This is a genomic window from Rhodococcus sp. ENV425, assembly GCF_002887785.1.
GTDB classification, from domain to species: Bacteria; Actinomycetota; Actinomycetes; order Mycobacteriales; family Mycobacteriaceae; genus Rhodococcus; species Rhodococcus aetherivorans.
This window is the reverse complement of sequence record NZ_PCZU01000135.1, coordinates 2,577-13,542: the sequence shown is the minus strand read 5'-3', so window position 1 is coordinate 13,542 and position 10,966 is coordinate 2,577. Positions and strand designations below refer to the sequence as shown.

The following is a 10,966-nucleotide window of genomic DNA, read 5'->3' as shown; positions in this document are numbered from 1 at the left end:
GGGTCGGGGCGAGTGGTCAGCTGCTGCCGGAGATCGGCGGGGTGCTGGGAACGGTGACGACGGGCGAGGCCTCCTGGACGATGTAGGCAGTGACGGGCAGGGGTGCCAGGTGTGGCAACCCCGCCGGGAGCACGCGGCGTGGGGTGCGGTGACTCGGTTCAGTCGAGGACTGCGGTGGCTTCGACCTCGACGAGGTGCTCGGGAGAGGACAGTGCTGCGACACCGATCAGCGTGCCCGGCGCTACGGGGGTGACGCCCAGCTTCGCGGCTGCCCGGGCGACGCCGTCGACGAACCCACTCATCTTGTCCGGAGTCCAGTCGACGACGTAGACGGTCAGCTTCGTCACGTCGGCGAAGGTGGCACCGACCGCGGCCAGGGCGGCTCCGACGTTGAGGTAGCTCTGCTCGACCTGGGTGGCGAGGTCGCCTGCGCCGATCGTGTTGCCGTCGGCGTCCCAGGCGACCTGCCCGGCGACGAAGACCAGCTTCGAGCCGGTGGCGACGGATACCTGGCGGTAGGCGTCGATCTTCGGCAGTTCGTTCGGGTTCACCAGGGTGATGGACATGCTGCCCACTTTCTCTCGGTCACTTGTGGTTACTCGGTAACCGTAGGAGAGTGTTCCCTGACGTGGAAGAACGCACTTTTCAGTGACTGGGGAACTCGATGGTGACCAAGCAGCTCAGCGGCCTGCCAGAAGATGCGGACCTGACGCGAGCAGACTCGCTGGCGCGGGAGATCTTCTCCGACGTCGCCAACAAGTGGGCGCTGTTGATCATCGAAACGATCGGTGACGGCACCCTGCGCTTCAGCGAGTTGCGCAAGGGCATCGACGGCATCAGCCACAAGATGCTCACCCAGAACCTGCGCATGATGGAGCGCAACGGCCTGGTCGAGCGGACGGTGTATCCCACGGTGCCGCCGCGGGTCGAGTACTGCCTCACCGAGCCGGGTAGGGCGCTCCGTGCGACGGTCGACGGCATGTGCGACTGGACGCAGCGATACCTCCGCGACATCGAAGAATCCCGCCGGCGCTTCGACGCCTGACCCGCCCGCGGGGGTGGCCCCGACCGTTGCGTCGGGCGGGGGGTGGGAAGCCCGGAGCGTAGTTCAGCAGGTCCCGGTGACGGCCACCCCGTCGAACCGCTCGCCGAGGAACTCGAACGCGTCCGGCAGGCCGAGCACCGCCGCCGACATGTGGTCGGGGCTCGGTGTCTCGACACGGCGTACCGGCGCACCCGCGGCGCAGTAGCGGTCGAGCGTGGCGTCGATGGCGCCCACCGGGATGAGTGCGTCGGTGGGGCTGTGCCATTCGAACACCGGCACGGTCGGCACGCCCGGATACAGCTCGAGGCTGTTCTCCTCCGCGACGGCGACCGCGTCGGCGTCGTCGGCCAGGCGGGCGTTGGTGCTCACCTGCCGCAGGCTGCCCCCGGCGCCGCGCGCGAGGATGTCGTTGGTGCAGGCATTGGCCAGCGCGTCACGCATCTCCACGCCCGCCGGGGTCAGGTCGGCGCTGATCCGCATCCGTTCGGGATACTCGCGTTCCAGACCCAGCGCGGCGGCGAACGCGAGACCGAAGGCGGGGTGCGGGTTCTCGCCGAGAGCCTCGGCCATCTTGCGGATGTTCATCGGCACGCCGCCCATCGCCGCACCTACCAGGTTCAGCTCGGGGGCGTAGGTCGGGGCCAGCGCCGCGGCCCACCCGGTGGCCATCCCACCGCCGGAGTAGCCGGCCAGCGCGACAGGGCTGTGGGCGAGCTGCAGTTCGGGGACCCGCTGCACGGCGCGGATGCCGTCGAGGGTGATCTGCCCGCCGAGGCGCGCCGCGCCGTAGGCGCTGTTCGGCCCGAGATGGTCCGGGATCGCGACCGTCCAGCCCCGCCGGAGCACGAGGTTGAGGGCGGGGGCTTCCCGGACGGCGAGGTTCGGGTCGCTCGCCCACAGCGTCTGCGACGGTGCGCAGTGTGTGCCGAGGGCGTTGATGACGTGCTGGAACGACAGCAGCGGGCCGTCCGGGGCCTTGCCGACGGGGGCGAGGACCGTCGTCACCGCGGGGATCGGGTGACCGGCCGAATTCGTCGACCGGAAACGCACCTGCCACGCCTCGACGTCGACGATGCCCGGCGGCGCGGGCACGCGCCGCACCTCGAGCGCATCGCCGGTGGGGGCGACGGCGATGTCGGCGGCCGCGCGGTAGAACGGGTCGGCCGGTGGCGCCGGGTAGACGGGTGCGGCCACCGCGGTTCCGGCACCGGCGACCGCGGCGCACGCCGCCACCGCGCCCGCCACCGCATTGCGGATTCCCCGACCGAGCCGTCCGGCCACGTCCCCCACCTCTCCAGCGCACCGACCGGTGCCGTTCCTCGAAACCAGTGATCCCGGCGAAGCCTAGGCGACCGATTTGCGAAGGTTCACCCGACCCCGCCCTCTCCGCGATTCGTCGCCACACGGACGCCGGTAGGGGCGTAGCCTCGGCAGCATGTCGGCGGCGATCTCCGTGGAACAGCTCGTCAAGTCGTTCGGAACCACCCGCGCTCTCGACGGCCTCGACCTCGAGGTCCGCCGGGGCGAGGTACACGGGTTCCTCGGCCCGAACGGCTCCGGGAAATCCACCACCATCCGTGTCCTGCTCGGGCTGCTGCGCGCGGATTCCGGCCGGGCCGAACTGCTCGGCGGCGACCCGTGGCGCAACGCGGTGGACCTGCACCGGCGGCTCGCCTACGTGCCCGGCGAAGTCAATCTGTGGCCCAATCTCACCGGTGGCGAGGCGATCGATCTGCTCGCCGGCCTGCGCGGCGGCATCGACGAACGCCGCCGTGCCGAACTGCTCGAACGCTTCGAGCTCGACCCCACCAAGAAGGCCCGCACGTACTCGAAGGGCAACCGGCAGAAGGTCGCGATCGTCGCCGCGCTCGCCTCGGACGTGGAGCTGTTCCTGTTCGACGAGCCCACCTCGGGCCTGGACCCGCTCAAGGACGAGGTGTTCCGGGACTGCGTCCGCGAGGCCGTCGCCGACGGGTGTTCGGTGCTGCTGTCGAGCCACGTCCTCGCGGAGGTCGAGGCGCTGTGCGACCGGGTCACCATCATCCGGCAGGGCCGCACGGTCGAATCCGGCACGCTGACCGAACTGCGGCACCTGACCCGCACCTCGGTGGTGGCCGACACCGTGCGCCCGGTGGCCGGGCTGGACACGATGCCCGGGGTGCACGACCTGCAGGTGGACGGGTTGCGGGTGCGGTGCGAGGTGGACACGGCGTACATGGACCCGGTGCTGCGCGAGCTGCTCGGCTTCGGCATCACGTCGCTCACCAGTACCCCGCCCACCCTGGAGGAGCTGTTCCTGCGGCACTACGGCGACGAACTGCCGGGCGAGCACATCCACCTGCCCGGCGAGCGGCTCGCGCACGGCCGGCCGGCCGCCGGCGAGGGAGCCGGCGCATGAGTGCCGCCTTTGTCGGCACCGGCCGGCTGGTACGCCTGGCGGTGCGCCGCGACCGCGTGCAGCTGCCGGTGTGGCTGGCCGCGATCGCGATCGTCTACGCGATCTCGGTGTCGAGCCTGAAGGGGCTCTATCCGGCGCAGGAAGACCTGCACCTCATCGCCGTCAGCTCCGCCGTGTCCCCGGTGGTGCTGGCCACCAACGGCCTGGTCTCCGGCGACAGCCTCGGAGCGGTCGTCGCGGCCCAGACGCTGCTGTTCCTGGCGCTGGCGGCGGGCCTGATGAGCACCATGGCCGTGGTGCGGCACACCCGGCAGAACGAGGAGACCGGCCGCGCCGAACTGGTCGGGGCCAATGTGGTCGGTCGGCGGGCCCTGCTCACCGCCGCCCTGATCGTTGTCGCCGCGGCGAATGTCGCGCTCGCGTTGCTGCTCACGGTCGTCTCTCTCGGTTTCGGACTGCCGATGTCCGGATCTCTGGCGCTCGGAGCGGCCACCGGGGCGGCCGGTGTCGCGTTCGCGGCCGTCGCGGCCGTGACCGCGCAGGTCGCCGAGGGCGCCCGGGCCGCGAACGGGCTGGCCGGCGCGGCGCTGGGGGTCGCGTTCCTGCTCCGCGCCGTCGGCGACAGCGCGGGCACCGTAGACCCGGGCGGGGTCAGCGTCACGAGCATGTGGCTGTCGTGGCTGTCACCGATCGGGTGGGCGCAGCAGATCCGGCCGTACGACGTGGACGCGTGGTGGATCCTGCTGCTGTTCGCCGCATTCACCGCCGCGACGACGTGGACCGCGTACGTGCTGACCGGCAGGCGGGATCACGGAGCCGGGTTGGTGCAGCCGCGGCCGGGGCCGGACCGGGCGGCGACGTGGCTGCCCACCGCCGCGGGTTTCGCGTGGCGGGTGCAGCGCACGACGCTGATGTGGTGGGCGCTCGGCATTGCGGTCCTCGCCGCCACCTACGGCAGTGTCGCGAACGAGATGGACAACTTCCTCGACGAGGAGGGTGCCGTCGCCGACATGATGAAGCAGCTCGGCGGCGGGGCCGAGGCGATCACCGACGCGTACTTCGCGATGATCTTCCTGATGATGGCGTTGTTCGCCAGCGGATACGCGGTGCAGGCGGTGCTGCGGATGCACGGGGAGGAGACGTCCGGCCGGGTCGAGCCGGTGCTGTCGACGGCCCTCGGGCGGGTGCCGTGGATGCTCGCGCACATCGCCGTGGTGACGGTGGGAGTGATTGTGCTGCAGGTCGTCACGGGCGTCGCGTTGGCCGTCTCCTACGGAATGACGATCGGCGACATCACCGGTCCGCTCGGCAATCTGCTGCCCGCCGCGCTGGCGTTCGTGCCGGCCGTGCTCCTGGTCGGCGCGATGGCGGTGCTGTGCGTCGGGGTGGCGCCGCGCCGGGCGTCGAGCGTCGCATGGGGCGTCTTCGCCGTGTGGTTGATCATCGGGCAGCTCGGCGCCCTGCTGGACCTGCCCCAGGCGGTGCTGGACCTGTCGCCGTTCGTCCACGTCCCGGCCCTGCCGGCCGCGGACATGCGCCCGCTGCCGCTGCTGGTGCTGCTGCTCGTCGCCGTGGCGACCGCGACGGCGGGTGTGAGCGCGATGCGCCGCCGCGACCTCGTCGTCCAGTGACCGCCCGCGGCGGCGACCGAATGTCACATCGCGGCGATCCGACTGCCGCGATGTGACATTCGGTCACTGCGGAGGAGGCCGACTCGGGATCAGCGCGCGTCGAGCACCAGCCAGCCGCCGTGGTGCTCGAACGCCTCGAACGCGAGACCCGTGGATTCGCCGAGTGTGCGCAGGGCGGGCAGGTCGAAGGTGCGCACGTGGCCGTGGCAGGCGGTGGCCTCGTCCTCGAACGGCACCGCGATCACCACGCGCTCCCGGGCGATGCGCAGCGCCTCCGCGACGACGGCCGCACCGGTCGCGGCGTCGACGTGTTCGAGCAGATGGATTGCGGTGACGGTGTCGGCGCTGTCGTCGGGAACGGGCACGTGGGCCGCGTCGCACACGACGGTGTCCACCTCGAGGCCCAGCCGCGGCGCGACGGCCTCGAGCAGGGTCATGGTGCCGGGCAGGATGTCGGTGGCGGTGACGGCGATCCCGGCGCGCGCCAGGCGCAGGGGGAGGAATCCGAAGCAGGAGCCGAGATCCAGCACGCGGCCGCGGACGAGTTCGGCGGCCTTGTCGTGGATCGGGGCGAACCCGGCGGTGCCGTCCAGCAGTTCGGTGAGCGAGTTGCGGTAGTAGGTGACCCACGCGTCGAGGGCGTCGGGCAGGGTGGAGCGCACCAGCCCGACCATCGTCAACTCGAACTCCTCCTGTCCGAGGTCGCTGTCGGCGATCGACGCGGTGACCCCGGCGACGAGACGTTCACTCAGGTCGTCGGGCCCGAGCGAGTGGGTCACGTGCAGCCGGTCGCCCTCGCGGCGCAGGGCGATCGGGCCCGAGCTCACCTTCTCGACGGTGACGTGGGCGTGGGACCACCGGCCGGGCGGGCAGGGGGCGAGTGAGTCGAGCACAGTCATTGCAGCGCAGCCTTTTTCGAGGAGGGGGAGGCGTCGGGACCGTCGAGGGACGGGACGGCCGCGTCGAGGCCACTGTAGAGGGCGCGCATGCCGGCGGACAAGAGTTCCGGCAGCGCGAGCGAGTCGTCGGCGAGCCACTGCTCGTACGCCGCCATCGCCACGCCGAGCACGAGATAGCCGACGGTGCGCGGGAAGTGGTCGTCGGCGGCGGCGCCGACGCGACGCGCGACGTACTCGGCGATCACCCGGCGCCAGCCCTCGTACATCACCACCGAGTACGCCTGCAGCGCCGGTACCCGCAGGATCAGGTCCATGCGGTCGCGGTGCAGCGCCGCCTCGGACTCGGGGAAGGTGTTGAAGTCGAGCAGCGCCGAGGTCAGCGCCTCGGCGAGGGGGACGTGGCCCGGCAGCGCGTCGAGGTGGGCGCGCATCTGTTCGAGGTGGCCGTCGAAGTCGCCCCACGGCACCGCGTTCTTGGACGGGAAGTACCGGAAGAAGGTGCGGCGGGCGATTCCGGCGGCTTCGGCGATCTGGTCGACGCTGGTCTCGTCGAATCCCCGGGCGCGGAACAGTTCGATCCCGATCGCGCTCAGCCCCTCTCTCGTGGTGGAGGGGCGGCGACCTATCCGAGCGGACGGTTTCCGGCGGCTACGCATGGTGTGAGCCTTCCATGGGTGACATTGTGCACTCGATGCCATTACAGTGGTGAACCGAGTCACAGCGCAACGGGTCTGTGACGCCGGGCTCCGCTCGTGGAGTCCCCATCCGAGGAGGTAGTTGATGTCCGATCGTGACAACACCGTCGTCGAGTCCGACCTGGTCGAGGAGTCCCTCGTGGAAGAGGTGTCCATCGACGGCATGTGCGGCGTGTACTGATCGTGTCCGCCGACGCCGCCACCACAGTGTTCGACGCGCAGAAGGTCGACTCGGCAGGGTTCGATCCGGATACGACGTGGAGGCTGCACCCGCAGGTAGCGCTTCGCCCCGAGCCGTTCGGGGCGTTGCTCTACCACTTCGGGACCCGCAAGCTCTCGTTCCTGAAGAACACCACGATCGTCGAGATCGTCGAATCCCTGCACCAGCATCCGTCCGTGCGGGCCGCGCTCGTCGCGCACGGAATCGACGAGTCGGCTGCACGTCCGTACCTGCGGGCGCTGGCCACCCTGGCCGACTCCCACATGATCGTGCCGGCCTAGACCCCGCCGGTCCCCCTCCCGCCCGCCCCACCGACGAGGACGCAGCCCATGACCTCTGTGCTCGAATCCGCCGCAGTACGAGAAGCTTCCGGCCCGCCCAAGGTCGGCCGCCTGGTCGACCAGTTCGAGAAGGGTCTCGACGCCCCGATCTGCCTGACCTGGGAGCTGACCTACGCCTGCAACCTGTCGTGCGTGCACTGTCTGTCCTCGTCCGGCCGGCGTGATCCGCGCGAGCTGACCACCGAACAGTGCAAGGCGATCATCGACGAACTGCAGCGTATGCAGGTGTTCTACGTCAACATCGGCGGCGGAGAGCCGACCGTGCGCTCGGACTTCTGGGAGCTGGTCGACTACGCCACCGAGCACCAGGTGGGCGTGAAGTTCTCCACCAACGGCGTCAAGATCGACAAGAAGGTCGCCGCGCGTCTCGCGGCCTCCGACTACGTCGACGTGCAGATCTCCCTCGACGGCGCCACCGCCGAGGTCAACGACGCCGTGCGCGGCCCCGGCTCGTTCGCGATGGCCGTGCGTGCCCTCGAGAACCTCGCCGAGGCCGGATTCCGCGACGCGAAGATCTCCGTCGTCGTGACCCGGCACAACGTCGACCAGCTCGACGAGTTCAAGGCCCTGGCCGACCAGTACGGCGCGACGCTGCGCATCACCCGCCTGCGTCCCTCCGGCCGTGCCGTCGACGTGTGGGACGACCTGCACCCCACCCACGAGCAGCAGCGGCAGCTCTACAACTGGCTCGTCGCACACGGCGAGGGTGTGCTGACCGGCGATTCGTTCTTCCACCTGTCCGCCTTCGGTGGCAGCGACGGCGCCGGTGCGCTGCCGGGGCTGAACCTGTGCGGCGCGGGCCGGGTGGTGTGCCTGATCGACCCCGTGGGCGACGTGTACGCCTGCCCCTTCGCCATCCACGACAAGTTCCTTGCCGGGAACATCCTGTCCGACGGCGGTTTCCAGCAGGTGTGGCAGCACTCCGAGCTTTTCACCGAACTCCGGTCGCCGCAGACCGGCGGGGCCTGCAGCAAGTGCACCTTCTACGATTCGTGCCGCGGCGGCTGCATGGCCGCGAAGTTCTTCACCGGTCTGCCGATGGACGGGCCGGATCCCGAATGCGTCCAGGGCTACGGCGAATCCGCGCTCAGCGCCGACCGCACCGTGCCCAAGTCCAGCGTCGACCACTCGCGCACCGGTGAGCGCCGCACCCCGCGCGCGCCCGTCCCGTTGCAGCTGATGGTGCGCCCGCCGTCGCGGGCCTGCGACGAAAACCCGCTCGCCGGAATGCACTAGCCGGCCCCGTTCGTGCAAGTAGGAGAGGCAGATCCATGTCCAAGGAATGGTTCGAAACCGTTGCGGTCGCGCAGCAACGGGCGAAGAAGAAGCTCCCCAGGTCCGTCTACGGCGCCCTCGTGGCCGGCTCCGAGAAGGGCATCACCGTCGAGGACAACCTGACGGCATTCGGCGAGCTCGGCTTCGCCCCGCACGTGGCGGGGTTGTCCGACAAGCGGGAGATGGGCACCCACGTGATGGGTCAGGACATCGCCCTGCCGGTGGTGATCTCCCCGACCGGCGTGCAGGCGGTGCATCCGGACGGCGAGGTCGCCGTCGCCCGTGCCGCCGCGGCCCGCGGTACCGCGATGGGGCTGAGCTCGTTCGCGAGCAAGTCCATCGAGGAGGTCGCCGCGGCCAACGACAAGACCTTCTTCCAGATGTACTGGGTGGGCAGCCGCGACGTGCTGGTCCAGCGGATGGAGCGGGCCCGCGCCGCCGGCGCGAAGGGCCTGATCATGACCCTGGACTGGTCGTTCTCCAGCGGCCGCGACTGGGGCAGCCCCGCCATCCCGGAGAAGATGGACCTCAGGGCCATGTTCCGGTTCGCCCCCGAGGGCATCCTGCGGCCGAGCTGGCTGCTCGACTGGGCGAAGACCGGCAAGGTGCCGGACCTGACCACCCCGAACCTGACCCCGCCCGGCGGCAGTGCCCCGACGTTCTTCGGCGCCTACGGCGAGTGGATGGGCACCCCGCTGCCCACCTGGGAGGACGTGGCGTGGCTGCGGGAGCAGTGGGGCGACGCGCCGTTCATGCTCAAGGGCGTCATGCGGGTCGACGACGCCAAGCGCGCCGTCGACGCGGGCGTCACCGCGATCTCGGTGTCCAACCACGGCGGCAACAACCTCGACGGCACGCCGGCCCCGATCCGGGCGCTGCCGGCGATCGCCGAGGCGGTCGGCAAGGACATCGAGGTGCTGCTCGACGGCGGCATCCGCCGCGGCAGCGACGTCGTCAAGGCCCTCGCCCTCGGCGCCAAGGCCGTGATGATCGGCCGCGCCTACCTGTGGGGCCTCGCCGCGAACGGGCAGGCGGGCGTGGAGAACGTCCTCGACATCTTCGCCGGCGGCATCGGGTCCGCGCTCATCGGCCTCGGCAAGACGTCGATCCACGAGCTGACCCCCGACGACATCGTCGTCCCGCCGGGCTTCCGGCGGGACCTCGGAATCTGAGCGGTCCACCTGCCGATGGGCACCCTCACCGAACCGATCACCCTGGCCGGACGCCACGCGCCGGCCAGGGTGCTCTTCGGGCCGCACGAAACCAATCTCGGTGTGGGGAGGACCTTTTCGTCCGAACACGTGGCGTACTACGAGCGCCGAGCGCGCGGTGGCGCGGGGGTGCTCGTGACCGAGGTCGCCTCCGTGCACCCGCACGACCAGCCCTACGAGCGGGCGCCCCTGGCCGCGGAGTGCGGTCCCGGATGGGCCGCCGTCGTCGCCGCCTGCCGGCCGCACGGCACCCTGGTGCTGGCCGGCCTCGGCCACGCCGGGCTGCAGGGCTCGAGCGCGTGGACCCAGGCACCGCTGTGGGCCCCGTCGCGGGTGGCGGACCCCGCGGTCCGGGAACTGCCCATGGAACTCGGCGACGACGAGATCGATGCGGTGATCGAGGGATTCCGCGCCGCCGCCGCGGTCGCGGTCGCCGCCGATGTCGACGGGATCGAACTGGACGCCGGGCCGACCGCGCTGCTGCGCCAGTTCCTCTCGGGCCTGACCAACCGGCGCACCGACCGCTACGGCGCCGACCGGTCGTTGCTGTTGCGGCGGGTGGTCGCGGCCGTGCGCGCCGAACTCGGCCCCGGGCGGATCCTGGCGCTGCGCCTGAGCTGCGACGAGGAGGCGCCCTGGGCCGGCATCACCCCGGAGCACGCCGCCGCCCACGCCCGCGACCTCGCGCCGGACCTGGATCTGCTCACCGTCGTGCGAGGCGGCCTCTACGCCCCCGGCGCGTACCGGCCCGACGCGCACACGCCGGCCGGGTTCAACGCCGGACTGTGCCGCGCCGTCCGCGACGCGGTGGCGGGCGCCGTCCCCGTCGTCCTGCAGGGCAGCGTCGTCGACCCCGCCGCCGCGCAGCGCGCCCTCGCCGAGGGGGTGGGCGACCTCGTCGAGATGACCCGCGCGCAGATCGCCGATCCGGACCTCGTCACCGCCGTGCGCGAGGGCCGCTCGCCCCGGCCGTGCGTGCTGTGCAACCAGGCCTGCCTGGTGCGCGACTTCCGCAATCCCCGGGTCGGCTGCATCGGCAACGCGGAGGCCGGGCACGAGACGCGCGCGCCGCAGCCTCCGGCCGCCGCCGCGCGGGACGTCCTCGTGGTCGGTGGGGGACCGGCCGGGCTCGAGGCCGCCCGGGTCCTCGCGGAGCGCGGTCACCGGGTCCGCCTCGTCGAGCGCGCCGGACGCGTCGGCGGGATGCTGCGCACCGCGGCGGTGGGCACGGGACGCGACACGCTCTCCGCG

General features: G+C 71.4%; 12 protein-coding genes. 8 read left to right on the top strand and 4 right to left on the bottom strand.

All coding sequences use genetic code 11. From position 1 onward, the window contains the following. Positions 1-158: 158 nt before the first annotated feature. On the bottom strand, positions 159-566 hold the full coding sequence (locus tag CQZ88_RS10650) for a RidA family protein (RefSeq protein WP_029545001.1): 408 nt from the start codon (positions 564-566) through the stop codon (positions 159-161). A gap of 98 nt (positions 567-664) precedes the next feature. Between CQZ88_RS10650 and CQZ88_RS10645 the strand changes: the two genes are divergently transcribed. Then, positions 665-1,045 carry a helix-turn-helix domain-containing protein gene (locus CQZ88_RS10645; RefSeq protein WP_006932876.1) on the top strand — a complete coding sequence of 127 codons (381 nt, stop codon included), beginning with the start codon at positions 665-667 and terminating at the stop codon, positions 1,043-1,045. A gap of 63 nt (positions 1,046-1,108) precedes the next feature. Here the strand turns inward: CQZ88_RS10645 and CQZ88_RS10640 are convergent, their stop codons facing one another. Next, positions 1,109-2,326, bottom strand: coding sequence for a lipase family protein (locus tag CQZ88_RS10640; RefSeq protein WP_180986991.1), 1,218 nt, complete (start codon positions 2,324-2,326; stop codon positions 1,109-1,111). Between the two features lie 154 nt (positions 2,327-2,480). Between CQZ88_RS10640 and CQZ88_RS10635 the strand changes: the two genes are divergently transcribed. Further along, positions 2,481-3,443 (top strand): ABC transporter ATP-binding protein, encoded by a 963-nt coding sequence (locus CQZ88_RS10635; protein WP_006932880.1) that lies wholly within the window; start codon positions 2,481-2,483, stop codon positions 3,441-3,443. After that, positions 3,440-5,074, top strand: a complete 1,635-nt coding sequence (locus CQZ88_RS10630; RefSeq protein ID WP_102799729.1) for an ABC transporter permease — start codon at positions 3,440-3,442, stop codon at positions 5,072-5,074. Before CQZ88_RS10635 ends, CQZ88_RS10630 begins: the two co-directional genes overlap by 4 nt. A gap of 89 nt (positions 5,075-5,163) precedes the next feature. Here the strand turns inward: CQZ88_RS10630 and mftM are convergent, their stop codons facing one another. Both mftM and mftR read right to left on the bottom strand, forming a co-directional pair. Beyond that, entirely contained in the window at positions 5,164-5,973 is an 810-nt protein-coding gene (gene mftM / locus CQZ88_RS10625; RefSeq protein WP_006932884.1) for a mycofactocin oligosaccharide methyltransferase MftM, read from the bottom strand. Further along, positions 5,970-6,629 carry a mycofactocin system transcriptional regulator gene (gene mftR / locus CQZ88_RS10620; RefSeq protein WP_029544997.1) on the bottom strand — a complete coding sequence of 220 codons (660 nt, stop codon included), beginning with the start codon at positions 6,627-6,629 and terminating at the stop codon, positions 5,970-5,972. Before mftR ends, mftM begins: the two co-directional genes overlap by 4 nt. Before the next feature lie 124 nt (positions 6,630-6,753). On the opposite strand from mftR, the gene mftA reads away from it, so the two are divergent. The 5 genes from mftA to CQZ88_RS10595 all read left to right on the top strand — a co-directional run. Continuing rightward, positions 6,754-6,849 carry a mycofactocin precursor MftA gene (mftA, locus tag CQZ88_RS10615; protein ID WP_065922321.1) on the top strand — a complete coding sequence of 32 codons (96 nt, stop codon included), beginning with the start codon at positions 6,754-6,756 and terminating at the stop codon, positions 6,847-6,849. Then, entirely contained in the window at positions 6,834-7,169 is a 336-nt protein-coding gene (gene mftB / locus CQZ88_RS10610) for a mycofactocin biosynthesis chaperone MftB (RefSeq protein WP_102799728.1), read from the top strand. Before mftA ends, mftB begins: the two co-directional genes overlap by 16 nt. A gap of 48 nt (positions 7,170-7,217) precedes the next feature. Beyond that, positions 7,218-8,465, top strand: a complete 1,248-nt coding sequence (gene mftC, locus CQZ88_RS10605; RefSeq protein ID WP_029544993.1) for a mycofactocin radical SAM maturase — start codon at positions 7,218-7,220, stop codon at positions 8,463-8,465. Between the two features lie 35 nt (positions 8,466-8,500). Then, positions 8,501-9,676: a pre-mycofactocin synthase MftD gene (mftD, locus tag CQZ88_RS10600; protein ID WP_102799727.1), complete on the top strand. Its 1,176-nt coding sequence runs from the start codon at positions 8,501-8,503 to the stop codon at positions 9,674-9,676. Between the two features lie 15 nt (positions 9,677-9,691). Beyond that, positions 9,692-10,966: mycofactocin system FadH/OYE family oxidoreductase 1 (locus CQZ88_RS10595; RefSeq protein ID WP_258008548.1), on the top strand; the 1,275-nt coding region annotated here is incomplete at its 3' end.

Coding starts and splice junctions, on each gene's coding strand:
- CQZ88_RS10650 (WP_029545001.1), bottom strand. CDS start 566: ATGTCCATCACCCTGGTGAACCCGAACGAACTGCCGAAGATCGACGCC.
- CQZ88_RS10645 (WP_006932876.1), top strand. CDS start 665: ATGGTGACCAAGCAGCTCAGCGGCCTGCCAGAAGATGCGGACCTGACG.
- CQZ88_RS10635 (WP_006932880.1), top strand. CDS start 2,481: ATGTCGGCGGCGATCTCCGTGGAACAGCTCGTCAAGTCGTTCGGAACC.
- CQZ88_RS10630 (WP_102799729.1), top strand. CDS start 3,440: ATGAGTGCCGCCTTTGTCGGCACCGGCCGGCTGGTACGCCTGGCGGTG.
- mftM (WP_006932884.1), bottom strand. CDS start 5,973: ATGACTGTGCTCGACTCACTCGCCCCCTGCCCGCCCGGCCGGTGGTCC.
- mftR (WP_029544997.1), bottom strand. CDS start 6,629: ATGCGTAGCCGCCGGAAACCGTCCGCTCGGATAGGTCGCCGCCCCTCC.
- mftA (WP_065922321.1), top strand. CDS start 6,754: ATGTCCGATCGTGACAACACCGTCGTCGAGTCCGACCTGGTCGAGGAG.
- mftC (WP_029544993.1), top strand. CDS start 7,218: ATGACCTCTGTGCTCGAATCCGCCGCAGTACGAGAAGCTTCCGGCCCG.
- mftD (WP_102799727.1), top strand. CDS start 8,501: ATGTCCAAGGAATGGTTCGAAACCGTTGCGGTCGCGCAGCAACGGGCG.